16 protein-coding genes and 1 rRNA gene are annotated in these 16379 nt (G+C 65.5%); 9 read left to right on the top strand and 8 right to left on the bottom strand.

All coding sequences use genetic code 11. The features are described 5' to 3' along the window. Positions 1-80: 80 nt before the first annotated feature. Genes CFB34_RS37265 through CFB34_RS37255 form a run of 3 tightly spaced genes read right to left on the bottom strand, consistent with a single transcriptional unit; the run spans position 81 to position 3747 of the window. Positions 81-1271, bottom strand: coding sequence for an acetyl-CoA C-acetyltransferase (locus tag CFB34_RS37265; RefSeq protein ID WP_089443795.1), 1191 nt, complete (start codon positions 1269-1271; stop codon positions 81-83). An 18-nt stretch (positions 1272-1289) separates the two neighbouring features. Continuing rightward, entirely contained in the window at positions 1290-2057 is a 768-nt protein-coding gene (locus CFB34_RS37260; protein ID WP_089443794.1) for a 3-hydroxyacyl-CoA dehydrogenase, read from the bottom strand. A gap of 22 nt (positions 2058-2079) precedes the next feature. After that, the gene (locus CFB34_RS37255; protein WP_089443793.1) at positions 2080-3747 is read right to left on the bottom strand and encodes an acyl-CoA synthetase; all 1668 of its coding nucleotides are present in this window, start codon (positions 3745-3747) and stop codon (positions 2080-2082) included. Between the two features lie 144 nt (positions 3748-3891). Here CFB34_RS37255 and CFB34_RS37250 point away from each other — a divergent pair, with 144 nt between their 5' ends. Further along, positions 3892-4911, top strand: a complete 1020-nt coding sequence (locus CFB34_RS37250; protein ID WP_089443792.1) for an AraC family transcriptional regulator — start codon at positions 3892-3894, stop codon at positions 4909-4911. A gap of 48 nt (positions 4912-4959) precedes the next feature. On the opposite strand, the gene CFB34_RS37245 is transcribed toward CFB34_RS37250, so the two are convergent. From CFB34_RS37245 to CFB34_RS37235, 3 genes are all read right to left on the bottom strand, one after another. Further along, complete coding sequence (locus tag CFB34_RS37245; RefSeq protein ID WP_089443791.1) at positions 4960-6345, bottom strand: cytosine permease; 1386 nt, start codon at positions 6343-6345, stop codon at positions 4960-4962. A gap of 283 nt (positions 6346-6628) precedes the next feature. Next, entirely contained in the window at positions 6629-8020 is a 1392-nt protein-coding gene (locus CFB34_RS37240) for an aspartate aminotransferase family protein (protein ID WP_089443790.1), read from the bottom strand. An 82-nt stretch (positions 8021-8102) separates the two neighbouring features. Beyond that, positions 8103-9608, bottom strand: a complete 1506-nt coding sequence (locus CFB34_RS37235) for an aldehyde dehydrogenase (RefSeq protein ID WP_089443789.1) — start codon at positions 9606-9608, stop codon at positions 8103-8105. A 91-nt stretch (positions 9609-9699) separates the two neighbouring features. On the opposite strand from CFB34_RS37235, the gene CFB34_RS37230 reads away from it, so the two are divergent. The 4 genes from CFB34_RS37230 to CFB34_RS37215 all read left to right on the top strand — a co-directional run bounded on the left by CFB34_RS37230 (position 9700) and on the right by CFB34_RS37215 (position 11633). Next, the gene (locus tag CFB34_RS37230; RefSeq protein ID WP_143329548.1) at positions 9700-9903 is read left to right on the top strand and encodes a hypothetical protein; all 204 of its coding nucleotides are present in this window, start codon (positions 9700-9702) and stop codon (positions 9901-9903) included. 88 nt (positions 9904-9991) lie between these two features. Continuing rightward, positions 9992-10591, top strand: a complete 600-nt coding sequence (locus CFB34_RS37225) for a hypothetical protein (protein ID WP_089443788.1) — start codon at positions 9992-9994, stop codon at positions 10589-10591. A gap of 92 nt (positions 10592-10683) precedes the next feature. Beyond that, on the top strand, positions 10684-11055 hold the full coding sequence (locus tag CFB34_RS37220) for a nuclear transport factor 2 family protein (protein WP_089443787.1): 372 nt from the start codon (positions 10684-10686) through the stop codon (positions 11053-11055). A 113-nt stretch (positions 11056-11168) separates the two neighbouring features. Continuing rightward, positions 11169-11633 (top strand): GNAT family N-acetyltransferase, encoded by a 465-nt coding sequence (locus tag CFB34_RS37215; protein ID WP_089443786.1) that lies wholly within the window; start codon positions 11169-11171, stop codon positions 11631-11633. A gap of 49 nt (positions 11634-11682) precedes the next feature. On the opposite strand, the gene CFB34_RS37210 is transcribed toward CFB34_RS37215, so the two are convergent. Beyond that, positions 11683-13512, bottom strand: coding sequence for a methyl-accepting chemotaxis protein (locus CFB34_RS37210; RefSeq protein WP_089443785.1), 1830 nt, complete (start codon positions 13510-13512; stop codon positions 11683-11685). A 535-nt stretch (positions 13513-14047) separates the two neighbouring features. On the opposite strand from CFB34_RS37210, the gene CFB34_RS37205 reads away from it, so the two are divergent. The 4 genes from CFB34_RS37205 (at position 14048) to CFB34_RS37190 (ending at position 16074) form a co-directional block, all read left to right on the top strand. Then, positions 14048-14632 (top strand): sigma-70 family RNA polymerase sigma factor, encoded by a 585-nt coding sequence (locus CFB34_RS37205; protein ID WP_089443784.1) that lies wholly within the window; start codon positions 14048-14050, stop codon positions 14630-14632. A 12-nt stretch (positions 14633-14644) separates the two neighbouring features. Then, positions 14645-14953 carry a hypothetical protein gene (locus CFB34_RS37200; protein WP_089443783.1) on the top strand — a complete coding sequence of 103 codons (309 nt, stop codon included), beginning with the start codon at positions 14645-14647 and terminating at the stop codon, positions 14951-14953. Positions 14954-14955: 2 nt separating this feature from the next. Continuing rightward, positions 14956-15252: a 4Fe-4S dicluster domain-containing protein gene (locus tag CFB34_RS37195; protein ID WP_089443782.1), complete on the top strand. Its 297-nt coding sequence runs from the start codon at positions 14956-14958 to the stop codon at positions 15250-15252. A gap of 105 nt (positions 15253-15357) precedes the next feature. Beyond that, the gene (locus tag CFB34_RS37190) at positions 15358-16074 is read left to right on the top strand and encodes a class I SAM-dependent methyltransferase (protein ID WP_089444020.1); all 717 of its coding nucleotides are present in this window, start codon (positions 15358-15360) and stop codon (positions 16072-16074) included. Between the two features lie 131 nt (positions 16075-16205). Here CFB34_RS37190 and rrf read toward each other — a convergent pair. After that, positions 16206-16318 (bottom strand): 5S ribosomal RNA (gene rrf, locus CFB34_RS37185). Between the last annotated feature and the right edge of the window lie 61 nt (positions 16319-16379).

Here is a 16379-nt window from a genome sequence, read left to right as displayed (position 1 = left end):
TATCGCTCAGGTGATTCCCGTGCGATACCCGTCGGCCGCGTCGCCGCATGCGGACGACGCGTGGCGCGCTGCGCGATACGTTACACGACGCGCTCGATCGCGATCGCCGTCGCCTCGCCGCCGCCGATGCACAGCGACGCGACGCCGCGCTTCATCCCGTACGTTTCGAGCGCGGCCAGCAGCGTCACCATCACGCGCGCGCCCGATGCCCCGATCGGATGCCCGAGCGCACACGCGCCGCCGTGCACGTTGACCTTCTCGTGCGGCAGGTCGAGATCGCGCATCGCGGCCATCGGCACCACCGCGAAGGCTTCGTTGATCTCGAACAGGTCGACGTCGCGCAGGTTCCAGCCGGTTTTCTCCGACAGCTTGCGCAGCGCGCCGATCGGCGCGGTCGCGAACAGGCCCGGCTTGTCCGCGTAGGTCGAATGCCCGACGATCACGGCCTTCGGCGTGAGGCCGAGGCGCTCGGCTTCCGAGCGGCGCATCATCACGAGCGCGGCCGCGCCGTCCGAGATCGACGACGCATTCGCGGCCGTCACCGTGCCGCCATCGCGGAACGCCGGCTTCAGCGTCGGGATCTTGTCGAGCTTCGCCTTGCCCGGCTGTTCGTCGATCGACACGACCGTTTCGGTCTTGCCGGCCTTCACGGTCACCGGCGTGATCTCCGACACGAAGTGGCCGTCGGCGATCGCCCGTTGCGCGCGCGTCAGCGATGCGATCGCGAACGCATCCTGCGCCTCGCGCGTGAACTGGTAGGCCTGCGCGCAATCCTCGGCGAACGTGCCCATCAGGCGGCCCTTCTCGTACGCGTCCTCGAGCCCGTCGAGGAACATGTGGTCGAGCACCTGCCCGTGACCCATGCGCATCCCCGCGCGCGCCTTCGGCAGCAGGTACGGCGCATTCGTCATGCTCTCCATCCCGCCCGCGACGGCCACGGCTGCCGAGCCCGCCAGCAGCAGGTCGTGCGCGAACATCGCGGCCTTCATCCCCGAGCCGCACATCTTGTTGACCGTGGTCGCACCCGCCGCGAGCGGCAGACCGGCCTTCAGCGCGGCCTGCCGCGCCGGCGCCTGGCCCTGGCCCGCCGGCAGCACGCAGCCGAACACGATTTCATCGATGCGCTCGGCCGGCACGTTCGCGCGTTCGAGCGCCGCGCGGATCGCTACCGCGCCAAGGTCGCTCGCGCTGGCGGCCGCCAGGTCGCCCTGGAAACCACCCATCGGCGTACGCGCCATACCCACGATTACGATCGGATCCTGAGTCGTCATGATTCGCTTCCTCCAGTGTCAGCGCGGTGCCATGCGCAACGCGCCATCGAGACGGATGACTTCGCCGTTCAGCATCGTGTTCTCGGCGATGTGGCGCACCAGCGCCGCAAATTCTTCCGGGCGGCCAAGCCGCGGCGGGAACGGTACGCTCTTGCCGAGCGCATCCTGCACGTCCTGCGGCATGCCGGCCATCATCGGCGTCGCGAAGATGCCCGGCGCGACCGTCACGACGCGAATGCCGAACCGCGCGAGTTCGCGCGCGATCGGCAGCGTCATGCCGACCACACCGCTCTTCGACGCCGCATACGCGGCCTGCCCGATCTGCCCGTCGAACGCCGCGACCGACGCGGTGTTGACGATCACGCCGCGTTCGCCTTCGGCATTGGGCTCCTGCTTCGACATCGCGTCGGCGGCCAGCCGGATCATGTTGAACGTGCCGACCAGATTGATCGATACCGCGCGTGCGAAGCGGTCGAGCGAATGCGGACCCTCGCGGCCCACCACCTTCTCGCCCGGTGCGACGCCCGCGCAGTTGACGAGCGCGTCGATGCGGCCGAACGCGTCACGCGCGGCGGCGACGGCCGCCTGGCCGTCGGCTTCGCTCGTCACGTCGGTCTTCACGAAGCGTGCGGCCGCGCCAAGCTCGTGCGCGAGACCCGCGCCGGCCTCTTCGTTGACATCCAGCAGCACGGCCTTGCCGCCCTCCGCGATCACCATGCGCGCCACCGCGGCGCCGAGGCCGGAACCGGCGCCCGTGATCAGAAAAACGCGATCCTTGATATCCATTCGCAGTCCGTACAGGTTGTGTTCAGGGTTGAGCGGCCTTCTCGGCTTCCATCTTGCGCAATACGAAGCGCTGGATCTTGCCGCTCGGGGTTTTAGGCAGCGCGTCGACGAAGTCGATCGCGCGCGGATAGGCGTGAGCGGACAGCCGCCGCTTCACGTGCAAGCTCAGTTCGTCGGCCAGCGCCGGCGTGCCGTCATAGCCTTTCGACAGCACGACGAACGCCTTGACGATCTCCGTGCGCTCCGCATCGGGCACGCCGATGACGGCGGCCTCGCTCACGGCCGGATGCTCGATCAGCGCGCTTTCCACGTCGAACGGGCCGATCCGGTAGCCGGACGACGTGATCACGTCGTCCGCGCGGCCGATGAAGCTCACGGTGCCATCCGGCTCCAGCTCGACGTTGTCGCCGGTCCGGTAATAGCCGCCCGCGATCGCCGGCGTGTCCTGCTGCCAGTAGCCGTGGAACCACAGCAGCGGCGAGCGTGCGATGTCGATCGCGAGGTTGCCCGGCTCGCCGGGGCCGAGCTCGCGGCTCGCGTCGTCGAGCACCGCGACGCGGTAGCCGGGCATCGCCAAGCCGGCCGACCCGGCGTGGACCGCATGCGCGAGGCCGTGGTGATTGTTCACGACCATCCCGAGTTCGGTCTGGCCGTAGTGATCGTAGATCGGCGCGCCGAGCGCCGCGTCGAACCAGCGCACGACTTCCGGATTCAACGGTTCGCCCGCGCTGCTGACCACGCGCAGCTTGCCCTTCAGCCGCGCCGCCGCGTCCGTGCCGGCCGCCATCAGCATCCGGTAGGCCGTCGGCGAGCCGGCGAGGCTCGTGATCCCGAGCCGTTCGATCAGGTCGTACGTGCTGTCGACCGTGAAGCTGCCTTCGTAGAGCGTCGTCGCGTGGCCCAGCAGCAGCGGGCCCGTGATCGCGTAATAGAGGCCGTATGCCCAGCCCGGATCGGCGATGTTCCAGAACCGGTCGCCGACACGCAGGTCCACCGCGTCGCGCATGTATGCGCCGAACGCGAGCAGCGCACGCAGCGGCACCGGCACGCCCTTCGGCAAGCCCGTCGTGCCCGACGTCGACATCATCATGAACAGGTCCGTGCCCTTGCGCAGCACCGGCTCGAACGCGTCGGACTGCGCCTCGAGCGCCGCGCGGAAATCGATGTCGCTTTCCGCCAGCGCTTCACCCGGCTCGCGCACCGTCGCAACGGGCGGGCAACCGGCGATCTCGTCGAGCTTCGCGCGATTCGCGACGTTGGTCACGACCAGGCGTGCATCGCTCATGCGCAGCCGGTGCTCGATCGCTTTCGGGCCGAATGCGGTGAACAGCGGCTGGTAGACGGCGCCCGCGCGCCACGTGCCGAGGATCGTCGCGACGAGTTCGGGCGTGCGCGGCAACAGGCCCGCCACCACGTCGCCCGGCTTCACGCCCTGCGCGACCAGCAGGTTCGCGACGCGGGCCGACAGCGCCTTCATCTGCGCAAACGTGTAGCGATGGTGCTGGCCGCCGGCGTCGATCCAGTCGAGCGCGATCGCGTCCGCCGATGCGTGCCGGTCGCAGCATTCCACGCACGCGTTCAGGCCGCGCTCCAGGTCGCCGTGCAGTTGCTGCGCGGCGGTCTCGATACTGAACCGGGCCACGGCGTCGGCGTAGGCCGGCACCGCGCGGGCGGTAGCTCCATCAGACATGCGTGTCTCCTGTGCGTTATGGCCGCCGGCGAGCCAGGGGCGCGTCGGGGATAGTTCGATAGTAGACAGCCCGTACATTGCAATCAATGACAAACCGAATCTAGAATCGTGATCGCTTTTGCCATGTCGGGAGGATGCAGGAAAATGGGGCCGCAGATGATTTCGCCGGATTTCGTCGACGACGCGCTCGCATGCCTGCGCCGGCAAGGCCTTCCGACGGAGGCCGTGCTACGCGCCGCCGGCCTGCCGGCCGCCGTGCGCGAGCCCGTCACGCCGCAGCAGTACGGCCGGCTGTGGCTCGCGATCGCCGCTGCGCTCGACGACGAATTCTTCGGGCTCGCCGCGCGCCCGATGCGGCGCGGCAGCTTCACGCTGCTGTGCCATGCGGTGCTGCACGCCGGCACGCTCGACAAGGCGCTGCGGCGCGCGCTGCAGTTCCTGCGCGTGGTGCTGGACGAGCCGCATGGCGAGCTCATCGTGGCCGACGGGCAGGCGCAGATCGTGCTGACGCAGACGGGCACGCCCTACCCGGCGTTCGCGTACCGGACGTTCTGGCTGATCCTCCTTGGCGTCGCGTGCTGGCTGATCGGCCGGCGCATCCCGCTGCAGCGCATCGACTTCGCGTGCCCGAGCCCCGACCAGCGCAGCGACTATCACCAGTTCTTCGGCGTGCCCGTGCATTTCGACCGGCCCGACAGCCGGCTCGCATTCAACGCCGCGTACCTCGCGCTGCCGACGATCCGCTCCGAGCAGGCGCTGAAGACCTTCCTGCGCGGCGCGCCCGGCAACCTGCTCGTCCGCTACCGGCACGACACGGGCTGGGTCGCGAAGACGCGTGCGCAGTTGAAGACGCTACCGGCCGCGGAGTGGCCCGACTTCGATACGCTGGCCGTGCGCCTCGGCACGACGCCCGCGACGCTGCGGCGGCGGCTGCGCAGCGAAGGGCAAAGCTTTGCGGCAATCAAGGACGAGCTGCGCGGCGCGCTGGCCCAGTCGCTGCTGCGCGGGCATGCGCTCAGCGTCGCGGAGATCGCGGCCGAGCTCGGCTTCACCGAGCCGAGCGCGTTTCATCGCGCATTCCGTAAGTGGACGGGCACGAGCCCGGGTGCGTTCCGGCGGGACGTGCATGCGGCGGAGGGAGAGCCGGGCGTGGCGAGCGGATGATGCGGCACGTAGCCGTCGACACTGCATGCCCGGCCGACCCGGAAACGCTCACGCGACGCGCTGCAGCGGCCGCGAGAAAAGCTTGCATCCCGCGTAGTAGACGAGCGACGTCAGCGACAAACCGACGATCCACGACACGTCCGCGCCGCCGAGCCGGCTCGCCAGTTCTCCGGTATAGAGATCGGTCGCCATGAACGGCGCCTGCGCGACGATGCCGATGACATACGAGCCAACGGCGATCGTATTGAAGCGTCCGTAGATGCCGCCGTCCTGCCGAAAGAACGAATCGACGTCGTACTCGCCGTGACACACGAGGTAATAGTCGACGAGGTTGATCGCGGTCCACGGTACGAGCACGTACAGCAGCAACAGGATGAAGTTCGTGTAGCCGGCGAGGAAATTGTCCTGCCCGAACAGCGCGATCGCGAGCGCGATGCCGCACAGCACGATCGCGGTCATCGCCCGCGCACGCGCCTTGCCCGACCACGACGGAAAGAGCGTCTGCAGCACGGTGATGGCCGATAGCGCGCCGCAATACAGTTCCATCGCATTGCTGGCCGCGATGCCGAACGACAGCACGACGATCACGAGCACGCTGATCCCTTGCGTGAGGCCCGTGAGGCCGCTCACGACATTGCCGTCGGGCGTCGCGAGCCCCACCAGGCAACCGAGCAGCATAGGGAAGAACGAACCGAGCACGCAGCCCCAGTAACTCGACCAGAACGCCGTGCGCGGTCCGGTATCGGGCGGCAGGTAGCGCGAATAGTCCGACACGTAAGGCGCATAGGCGATCTGCCACAGCGCGGCGACCGACATCGCGCCCAGGAAGCCCGACAGGTTCAGCGAATGCTTCGAGAACGTATCGGCGGGCAGTCCGTGCACGAAGATGATCCACACGAACGCCAGCACGAGCACGCTGCCCGAGCACCAGCTCAACAGCCGCGCATACGCGTGGATCAGCTTGTAGCCGTAGATCGATCCGAGCAGGCTGATCAGGCCGATCACCACGACGCCCGCATCGAGCGGGATGTCGGCGCTCAGGCTGTGCAGCGCCTGCCCGCCGAACACGCAGTTCGATGCGAAGAAACCCACGTACATCACGACCACCAGCCCGACCACGAGCAGCGCGCCGAACGACCCGAACTGCCCGCGGGTCTGGATCATCTGCGGCACGCCGAGCTGCGGCCCCTGCGCGGAATGCAACGCCATGAACACCGCGCCGATCAGGCTGCCGACCAGCGTGGCGAGCGCCGCCCACCAGAACGGCTGCTTGAACACCGTGGTCGCGAGCGATCCGGTGACGATCGTCAGCATCATGATGTTCGACCCGAACCAGATCGTGAACAGGTCCTTCGCGCTGCCGTGCCGCTCGGTCAACGGAATCGGCTGGATGGTGCTTTCCTCGAGATGAGCAATGGACTCGCCCTGACTCATTTCGTCTCCTTGTTTCTGTTGTGATGTTCGTGGATTCGGGGGCTACAGGGTGGCCGGGAATACGTGGCCGGCTCAAAGCCGTGCGGACTTCAACACACGAGCCGTACCATTTGCATTCCTTATCAATACGCAGTCGGCGGCACATCGCCTTATCGCGACCACCGACCACGACGCCCAGTCTTCAACTTGTCGGATAGCCGCCACGGTGGCTGCACGCGGCGGTCCCCATGATTCGATCCGCTCCCGCCCGACTCTCATCGGACGGAAGCGCGTCGCTCAACGATCAGCAGTCGATCCCGAGCACTTCGCGCGCGGTGGCATCCACGGCCTTGCGCATCGTGTCGACCAGTTCATCGATTTGCGCGTGATCGATCACCAGCGGCGGCGCAACGATCAGTCGGCCGTTCGTCGAACGCACGATCGCGCCGAGTTCGAACCCGACCGTCCGGCTGTGCCAGGTCAGGTCGGCCTCGTTCGCAAAGCGCTCGCGCGTCGCCTTGTTCTTCGCGAACTGGATCGCGCCGACCGCACCCACCCCCTGGATCTCGCCGACGAGCGGATGATTGCCGAACGCATCGCGCAGCGCCTTCTGCAGGTACGGCCCGGTATCCGTCTTCGTGCGCTCGACGAGGCCTTCGCGCTCGAGCACGTCGAGGTTGGCCAGTGCGACGGCGGCCGCGACCGGGTGCCCCGAATAGGTCAACCCGTGCGCGTAGACCCCCCCCTTGTCGACCAGCGCATCGCCGACGCGTCGGCTCATGATCAGCCCGCCCATCGGCACGTAGCCCGAGGTCAGCCCCTTGGCCATGCAGATCAGGTCCGGTTCGAAGCCGAAGTGACGATGCGCGAACCACTCACCGGTGCGGCCGAAGCCGCCGATCACTTCGTCCGCGCACAGCAGCACGTCGTACTGGCGGCAGATGCGCTCGATTTCCTGCCAGTAGCCGTCCGGCGGGAAGATCATCCCGCCCGCGCCCTGGAACGGCTCCGCGACGAACGCGGCCACGCGCTCCGCGCCGATCTCGAGGATCTTGCGCTCGAGCGACAGCGCCGCCTGCTTGCCGAATGCCTCGGGGCTCAGGTCGCCGCCATTCGCGTACCAGTACGGTTCGTCCACGTGCGTGATGTTCGGAATCGGCAGGTCGCCCATTTCATGCATGAACGCCATGCCGCCCAGCGATGCGCTGCCGACCGTCGACCCGTGATAGCCGTTCACGCGGCCGATCAGCACCTTCTTCTGCGGCTTGCCCATCACGTCCCAGAACCGCCGCACGGTGCGAATCAGCACTTCATTCGATTCGGATCCCGAATTGGTATACACCACATGACTGAAGCGATTGCCGAGCAGCGCGAACAGCCGCTCCGACAGTTCGATCACCGACGGGTGCGTCGTATGAAAGAACATGTTGTAGTAGGACAGTTCCTTCATCTGCCGCGCGGCGGCGTCGACCAGCTCCGGCCGCCCATAGCCGACGTTGGTGCACCACAGCCCGGACATGCCATCCAGGTAGCGGTTGCCGTCGTTGTCCCATAGATGGATACCTTCGCCGCGCACCATCACGCGCGCGCCTTCCTCGTTCAGCGCCTTCTGGTCGACGAACGCATGCAGGTGATGCGCGGCGTCGCTGCGTTGATAGTCCTGCGTCGTACGATGCGGAAAGTTGGGCGCATTCATGGGCGAGTCTCCGGTTCGTTGTGTGGATGAAAAAACGTTGTCGTGTTGCGCGGCGCACCCGCACGCGCGCCGCCGCATCGAATCAGTAACTGATCCAGGTCGTCTTGAGGCCCGTGTACTTGTCGATCGCATGCAGCGAAAGATCGCGGCCGAAGCCCGACTGGCGAAACCCGCCGAACGGCGTCTGCGCGCTCAGCGCATCGACCGTGTTGACGGACACCGTGCCGGCACGCAGCCGGCCCGATACACGGTGCGCACGCGACAGGCTGCCGGTCCAGAGCGATGCGGCCAGCCCATAGATCGAATCGTTCGCGAGCCGGACGGCCTCGTCCTCGGTGTCGAACGCCATCACCGACAGCACCGGCCCGAAGATCTCCTCGCGCGCGATGGCGTCGTCGTGCTTCACGTCGATGAAGATCGTCGGCTCGATGAAGTAGCCCTTGCCGTCGACGCGCGGCGCGCCTCCGCCGATCGCGAGCGTCGCGCTATCGCGGCCGCGTGCGATCCACTCGCGCACGCGCCGATGCTGCTGCTCGTCGACGATGGCGCCCATCCCGCTCGCCGGATCGAGCGGATCGCCCGGCATGAACGCGGCGGCATGCGCAATCAGCCGGTCGACGAACGCATCGTGAATCGAACGCTGGACCAGCAGCCGCGAGTTGGCGGAACACACCTCGCCCTGGTTGAAGAAGATGCCGAAGCACGCCTTGCGTGCGGCCAGGTCGAGATCGTCCGTATCGTCGAAGACCAGGTTCGGGCTCTTGCCGCCGCACTCGAGCCACACCTGCTTCATGTTCGACTGCGCGGCGTACTCGAGGAATTTCTTGCCGACGGCCGTCGATCCGGTGAAGGCGAGCACGTCCACGTCGGGATGCAGCCCGAGCGCACGCCCCGCCGTCTCGCCGTAGCCCGGCACGACGTTCAGCACGCCCGGCGGCAGGCCGGCCTCGAGCGCCAGTTCCGCGAGCCGCAATGCCGACAGCGGCGATTGTTCCGCCGGCTTCAGCACGACGCTGTTGCCAGCCGCCAGCGCCGGCGCAACCTTCCACGCGACCATGTCGAGCGGAAAATTCCACGGCACCACGGCGCCGACCACGCCCAACGGTTCGCGCGTGACGATCGCGAGGTTGCCGGGGTCGGTCGACGCGACTTCGCCATGCAGCTTGTCGACGGCTTCGCCGTACCAGCTGAACAGGCCGCCGGCGGCCGGCACGTCGATGCTGAACGCGTCGGCCACGCGCTTGCCCATGTTGAGCGAGTCGAGCAGCGCGAGCTCCGCACCGTGCGCTGCGATGAGTTCGCCGAGCCGGCAAAGCACGCGCTTGCGCTCGGCCGGCGCGCAACGCGACCAGGCGCCGGATTCGAACGCGTGACGCGCGGCACGCACCGCATCGTCGACGTCCGGTGCATCGCACGACGCGACTTCCGCGATGACGGCCTCCGTCGCCGGATTGATCGCGGCGAACGTCCGGCCGCTTCGAGCCGCCACGCCGCGCCCGCCGATATGCGCGAGCGTTCTCGGGACCACTTGCGCCGCGAGACGTCTCCAGTCCGCGTGCTGATGAGTTTCTGCTGAAGTTGGGTTCATTCGAGACTCCGTTTTGACGACCAGGCGTGTATGCGTTGTTCTGCGCCTGAACTCGACCCGACGAAAGCGCCAGCGGGCACGACCGATGCCCATGACCGCCGCGCATCGCCGCAGTCGTCCGGTTGGCAAACTGTCGGTCGTCAAAAAGAGATTTGAAAGAACAGTTTTTCTTCTCATTGAAGAGGTTATTTCTATTCATTTTGCGGTCGTGCAGTGGGTTTTCCTGCCACGTCTCAATCCCGGTGCCGTTTGCTTGCGTGTGATCGCATCGGCTTCCCAGTGCGCCGCGATGTGACACCCGCTGCGACATCTGGCCGGCACGACATTGCGCGCCTGCCCATCCGACCACATACTGGTCGGCCTGCGCGAACGAGGATGCGTCGATGATCAGTGTCGATCAGGGCACCGCTTCAATCTTTGGCGTGATCGGAACGGCCGTGTCTTTGCTGGCGGCGATTCCGTATGCGCTCGCCATCTACCGGCGCACGGTTCGCCCGCATCTGTTCACCTGGCTCGTGTGGTCGGTCGTCACGGCGATCGCGGCGGCCGGCCAGTTCGTCGCGGGTGCCGGGCCGTCCGCGTGGTGCACGGCAGCCATTGCCGTCACCTGCTTTCTGACGCTGGTGGCGAGCATCTTTCGGGGCGAACGCGGCTGGACACGTGTCGACTGGTTTTTCCTGGTCGCGGCCCTGTCGGCCATTCCGCTGTGGATGCTGACCGACGACCCGACGATCTCCATCTGTCTGGTCACGATGATCGAACTGGCCGGCCTCGGCCCGACCGTCCGCAAGACGATCCGCGATCCGTGGAGCGAGAGCCTCGCGTATTTCGCGCTGTGCGTGCTCAAGTACGCGCTGGCGTTGCTGGCGTTAAGCACGTGGAGCGTCGCGGTCGCGTTCTATCCGGCCGTCAACGTCATCGCGTCGATCGGCATCTGCGTGGTGATGCTCGTCCGGCGCCAATCGCTGTCGAACGCGCGATAGACGGTATTCGTCGGTGCGGCATGTTCGTTGCTGCTGTTGCTCGCCGGTATGAGCTGAACCACAACCCTTCAGAGACGATGCGAGGCCCTGACATGGATGCAATCCGTACAGCGATCGAACCCAGTGAAATCGCCCTTCGTGCCGCGATGCTGGCCAACGATGTCGAAGCGCTCGATGCGTTGCTGGACGACGACCTGGTGTTCACCGTTCCGACCGGCCAGGTCATCTCGAAGGAGGACGACCTGGCCGCGCATCGCGCGAAGCTGCTGCGCCTCGACAGGCTCGATGTGCAGGAAACACACGCATACGCGATCGGCGAGATGATCCTGACCACGACGAAGGCGAGACTCGCCGGCCATTTCGACGGCACGGCGTTCGACGGCATGTTTGCCTATACTCGGCTCTGGCGCCGATCATCCGCGGGCTGGCGCGTCGCCGCCGGGCATGCATCGCAGGTCGCGTAGCCGCGCCGAGCCTGGCCTTCGTTCGAGTCGGCAAGCGGCAAATCCGGCGTTGGGTCGATGCATGCCGGGCGATACCTCCTCCAACCAATGGGGCGGCCATCACAGGAGACGAGATGCACCAAGCATTTACCGTACGTGCTGCCCGTGCCGCGGACGCGGACGCCCTCACGCGACTGGCTCGCATGTCGAAGGCACACTGGGGCTATCCGCAGGACTGGCTCGACTTGTGGCAGAGCGATCTCACGATTGCGCCGGAGACGATCGACGGGTCGATCGGATACGTTGCGGAATCCGGCGCGGCAATCATCGGGTTCTGGGTCCGCGCGTCGTCGGCATCGGATCGCCCGACGCCCGGATGGCTGTTCGTCCATCCCGACCACATGGGCCGCGGTGTCGCCCGGGCATTGTGGGAAGAGGTCCGCAGGGAAAGCGCCGCGAGAGGGATCAGAAGCTTCGTGATCGAAGCGGACCCCAATGCGGTTCCGTTCTATCTGGCGCTCGGCGCTGAAAAAATCGGCGAAAAGGAATCGAGCGTCGTCCCGGGGAGGTTCTTCCCGATCTTGAGGATCACGATCTGATTGCAGCGTCCGTCGGCACCGCCGCCGGACTTACCCGGTATCGCCGTTCTCACGCTGGCTGCGACGTCATCGCACGGCGGTCCTCGAGCTTGAACTCGCCGACCGTCTGCGCGAGCCGGGCAGCCTGCTCGCGCAGCAACGTCGCGGCCGCCGCGGACTGCTCGACGAGCGCCGCGTTCTGCTGCGTCGCATTGTCGAGATGCGACACCGCCTGATTCACCTGCTCGATCCCCGTGCTCTGCTCCTTGGCGGCAACGGTAATTTCCGCAATCACGCTCGTGATGCTGCGCACGCCCTCGACGATTTCGTTCATCGTCGTGCCGGCCGTCTGGACGAGCCCCGAGCCTCCCTCGATCTTCTCGACCGACGAGTGAATCAACTGCTTGATTTCCTTGGCCGCCTGCGCGCTGCGCTGCGCGAGCGCACGCACCTCGCCCGCGACGACCGCAAAGCCCCGGCCGTGCTCGTTCGCACGTGCGGCCTCGACGGCAGCGTTCAACGCGAGAATGTTGGTCTGGAACGCGATACCGTCGATCACGCCGACGATGTTGGCGATCTCGCTCGACGCCTGCGTGATCTCGTTCATCGTCGACACGACTTCGCTGACGACCGTGCCGCCGCGCACCGCGACGTCCGACGCCGATTCCGCCAGACGGCTCACCTGGCTCGCGGCATCGGCGGAATTGCGGGCCGTGCCGGCGATTTCCTCGAGCGCGGCGGCGGTTTCCTGCAAGCTCGATGCAGCATGCTCGGTGCGGCCGGACAGATCCTGGTTGCCCTGCGCGATCTCGGCGCTCGCGAGGTTGACGGATTCGCTGAACTCGCGAATCTGCAGCAGGATCGTACTGATCTTTTCGGCGAACAGGTTGAACGCATGCGCGATCTGCGCGGCTTCGTCCGCGCCATCGGCCGGCAGGCGTTTCGTCAGGTCGCCGCTGCCGGTCGACACATCCGTCAGCGCGTCGCGCACCAGCAGGATCCGCTTGAAGGCCGCGTTCGTCATCGCACCGACGAGTGCGGCCGCGATCACGGCCACGATCAGGATCGCCGCCAGCGTCGTCGTCGCGACCGCGCGCATGCCGGCCGTCACGTCGGCCTTGTCGAGCGCGAGCACGAGCGACCAGTCGGTACCGGCGATCGGCTGGGCCCGCAGCAGCTTAGTGGCGCCGTCGATGTCGACCGCGACGGGCTCGGACGCGGTTTGCAGCGCGCCGAGGTGGTCGGCGTCGAGTGCCGGCGAAAGACCGGTTGCCGGCTTCATGATCAGGTCGGTCTTGGCCGACGCAATCACGCGCCCGCTCTTGTCCACCAGAAATGCGAAGCTCGCGGGCGTCGGGTGTACCGAGGTCACGATCGAGCTCACACTTTCCATGAACAGGCTGGCGGCCAGCACGCCCTTCACCGTGCCGTCGCGCACCACGGGTACCGCGAACGCAACCGCCGGCTTGCCGGTCGTTGCGTCGCGATAGAGTGCCGTCACGACGAGGCTGCCGGCGCTGACGGCCTGCTTGTACCACGGGCGTGCTGTCGGGTCGTAGCCGGGCGCGAGCGGCACGTTCGAGAACGCGGTCTTGTCCGGCAGGCCGAGCGTCAACACCTCGAAGCCGCCCGACTTCCCGAGCAGCTTCAGCACGGGCAGCGGATCACCCCCGCCGATTGCAATCGTGTCCGCGAGTGCCTGGGTTTCCCGGCCTCTGCTGGCCACCCATTCGTTGATCGCCAGCGCGTGCCCGGCGAGGATCGACTTGTGATTCTGGTCGATTGTCTCGTCGTTGTGTTGCTTGACGACGTAATAGACCAGGCCGCCTGTCACGGCCAACGCCGTTACCACGATGGCGACGCAGGTCGCGAGTATCCGTGCACGAATCGAGGACAACATGATGACTTCGATCTCCGTTACCGCGTTATATGAATGGGGTCGCCGAAAGCGGGCAACGTCCTGATTAACGACAGCGGCTACGGGAACTTAAGGCCTGACTGGCCAGACCAGTGTGGCAACGGGATCGGCAGTAGCGTGGATGGGAAGACGGACGAGCCGAGGCTACAAGAGCGGATACCGTGTGGACTGACCGGGGCGTGTAGCAGGGAGCCTTGAAGAACTGGCAACGCTCGTCCGGATACGCGGAAGGTTGCCAAGTTCCGGTTCGCCGACGGATTGAAAGCCTATCTGCATCGCGATCCGGTCGACTGCCTCATGGGCAACTGCGGGCGCGCACCGGGTTCAGCGTATCGAAGCAAGAGGACGAGACGAGGTATCCGTTCCTTTCTGGCAAGCCTGCTTGATGGGTCGCCTACGATGGGTATTCCCTTGGCGCGTGGCCGGCGGGAATGGGTATTTCGCAACGCCGACGCGTTCAGCAGCAGATTTTTTTCTCTCGCCACAATATTCGCGCGCCTGAAACGTCTTCAGGCACATGGAATCGCCACCCACTTCGCACACGATGACCGACCCAGACCGCGACATCACAGCGACAGTGATGCGTGAACGATCGAGGCTAGTGAATTTCATCCGGCGCCGGATTCGCGACCCGGACGACGCCGAGGACATCCTGCAGGATGTGTTTCACGAATTCGTACAGGCGTATCGGCTTCCTGCGCCAATCGAGCAGGCGAGTGCATGGCTTTTCCGTGCCGCGCGCAACCGCATCGTCGACCGCTTTCGCAAAAAGAGGGAACAGCCGCTGACCGATCTGTTCGAGGTCGACGATGACATAAACGGTGAATATCGCCTGGACCTCGCGCTACCTGCGCATGATGCCGGCCCCGAAGCACGCTACGCGCGCACGCTCGTGCTCAAGGCCTTGCAGGATGCGCTCGACGAGTTGCCGACGAATCAGCGGGAGGTCTTTATCGCACACGAGCTGGAGGGCCGGTCTTTCAAGGAAATGGCCGCACAAAGCGGTGTCGCGCTCAATACGCTGCTCGCTCGCAAACGCTATGCGGTCTTGCATTTGCGTGCCCGACTGCAGCCCATTTATGACGAACTGGATAACACCTAGAGGAATCGACAGATGAATTTTCGAATCAGATGTGCGGGCAAGGCGCTTCTCGTGTTGATCGCGATAGGCGTGCTCGGATGGGTCGTCATGATGTTATGGAACTGGGTCATGCCGGCGCTATTCGTCGGCGCCCGTACGATCGACTTCGCGCACGCGCTGGGCCTGCTCGTGTTGAGCCGCATCCTGTTCGGCGGATTCCGCGGTCATCGCGGCTGGCGCGGTCGACGCCACTGGCGCAAGTGGGAGTCCATGACACCCGAGGAACGCGAGCAGTTCCGAACCGCGTGGCGATCCGGCAGCAACCGGCCCACGGGAGAATGACTATGCCCGACCAATCAACAGGCGACTGCAAACAGAAGCCGGGGATGATTGCGCCGGTCGTCGATCTGAAGCGCTGCGAAGGCAAAGGGGATTGTGTCGCCGTTTGTCCCGAGAACGTGTTCGAGATCCGGCGCATCGACAAAGTCGATTACCTCGGCCTGGATCTGATGCATCGCCTGAAGCAGCGCGTGCATGGAATGAAAGTCGCCTATACGCCGAATGCGGATGCGTGCCGGTCATGCGGACTGTGTGTGACGGCGTGCCCCGAACGCGCAATCACGCTCGCCCGAACGGTATAGCAACTCCGTGTATCGCCGATATCGAGCGACGGCGCGGCATCTCTGATGAGAGATGCCGCCGCTGAATACGTCGTCGACCGAATCAATCTCTTCAAGGAAACGCACATGGCGTCACCCACCATCGCTCTTCTGCAGCGGCTCCACGAAGAAAGCCGGACCGAAATCGTCGCCCGCGCCCGCACGCAGTTCCAGGGATCGAACGAGGATTTTCTGTCGCTAACCGAGGAATACGAAGCGATCGCGCCCCGTCTGCGGGGGCGATTTCTCGAAACGCTCGGGCTGTCCAGCGACGACTTCGATTCCCCCGAAGGCAGTCCGCTATCGTTGGCCGTGTCGCCGGAAACGGGCGGATTCTTGCGGAACATGGTGCTCTCGCAACGACCGGCCAGAATCCTTGAACTCGGCAGTTCATGCGGCGTATCCACGCTGTATTTCGCCGAGGCACTGTGCACCTTGGGCCGTGGCGTGGTCGTCGCGACCGAACGCGATGCGCTCAAGTTCACGCGCTTGCGCGATCACGTCAGGACGGCGGGCCTGAATGCCTATGTCGACATGCGGGAGGGCGACGTATTCGAGACTGTTGCCAAACTGGACGGTACGTTCGACATGGTGTTTATCGACGTATGGGCCGACGCCTATCTGAGGCTCTTCAAGCAGATCGAGCGCCTGCTGCGCCCGGGATCGGTCGTACTGGCCGACAACATGTACACAGCCGAGGACGCCGTTCGACCGTACAAGCACTACCTCGACAACGACCCGCGGTTTTCGACCACGACCCTGAACTTTGAATCGGGGCTTGAATTTACGGTCGTCGTTTCTTGAATGGGGAGTCTGTCGAAGCGTTTCTTCCGTGGGGTCCCGAGAACACCGCCACCCGCTTCGATTTCTTGTGCATTTCCGTCACGCAAATGCAAAAACCCCCGCCTTTCGGGCGGGGGTTTCTGGCTTAGGGAGCCTGACGATTACCTACTTTCACACGGGAATCCGCACTATCATCGGCGTAGAGTCGTTTCACGGTCCTGTTCGGGATGGGAAGGGGTGGGACCGACTCGCTATGGTCATCAGGCAAAGAGGGTTGTTGTGCTAGCTTTGCAGCACAACCAATCTGGGAAGAAGCAGTAATCTTG

Origin of the sequence: Burkholderia sp. HI4860 (assembly GCF_002223045.2) — a bacterium.
Classification (GTDB): domain Bacteria; phylum Pseudomonadota; class Gammaproteobacteria; order Burkholderiales; family Burkholderiaceae; genus Burkholderia.
Note: the sequence above shows the minus strand (reverse complement) of the source record. Positions and strands in the feature narration are given on the sequence as shown.

Coding starts and splice junctions, on each gene's coding strand:
- CFB34_RS37215 (WP_089443786.1), top strand. CDS start 11,169: ATGCACCAAGCATTTACCGTACGTGCTGCCCGTGCCGCGGACGCGGAC.
- CFB34_RS37190 (WP_089444020.1), top strand. CDS start 15,358: ATGGCGTCACCCACCATCGCTCTTCTGCAGCGGCTCCACGAAGAAAGC.
- CFB34_RS37195 (WP_089443782.1), top strand. CDS start 14,956: ATGCCCGACCAATCAACAGGCGACTGCAAACAGAAGCCGGGGATGATT.
- CFB34_RS37225 (WP_089443788.1), top strand. CDS start 9,992: ATGATCAGTGTCGATCAGGGCACCGCTTCAATCTTTGGCGTGATCGGA.
- CFB34_RS37235 (WP_089443789.1), bottom strand. CDS start 9,608: ATGAACCCAACTTCAGCAGAAACTCATCAGCACGCGGACTGGAGACGT.
- CFB34_RS37240 (WP_089443790.1), bottom strand. CDS start 8,020: ATGAATGCGCCCAACTTTCCGCATCGTACGACGCAGGACTATCAACGC.
- CFB34_RS37200 (WP_089443783.1), top strand. CDS start 14,645: ATGAATTTTCGAATCAGATGTGCGGGCAAGGCGCTTCTCGTGTTGATC.
- CFB34_RS37230 (WP_143329548.1), top strand. CDS start 9,700: ATGACCGCCGCGCATCGCCGCAGTCGTCCGGTTGGCAAACTGTCGGTC.
- CFB34_RS37205 (WP_089443784.1), top strand. CDS start 14,048: ATGGAATCGCCACCCACTTCGCACACGATGACCGACCCAGACCGCGAC.
- CFB34_RS37245 (WP_089443791.1), bottom strand. CDS start 6,345: ATGAGTCAGGGCGAGTCCATTGCTCATCTCGAGGAAAGCACCATCCAG.
- CFB34_RS37210 (WP_089443785.1), bottom strand. CDS start 13,512: ATGTTGTCCTCGATTCGTGCACGGATACTCGCGACCTGCGTCGCCATC.
- CFB34_RS37255 (WP_089443793.1), bottom strand. CDS start 3,747: ATGTCTGATGGAGCTACCGCCCGCGCGGTGCCGGCCTACGCCGACGCC.
- CFB34_RS37265 (WP_089443795.1), bottom strand. CDS start 1,271: ATGACGACTCAGGATCCGATCGTAATCGTGGGTATGGCGCGTACGCCG.
- CFB34_RS37250 (WP_089443792.1), top strand. CDS start 3,892: ATGGGGCCGCAGATGATTTCGCCGGATTTCGTCGACGACGCGCTCGCA.
- CFB34_RS37260 (WP_089443794.1), bottom strand. CDS start 2,057: ATGGATATCAAGGATCGCGTTTTTCTGATCACGGGCGCCGGTTCCGGC.
- CFB34_RS37220 (WP_089443787.1), top strand. CDS start 10,684: ATGGATGCAATCCGTACAGCGATCGAACCCAGTGAAATCGCCCTTCGT.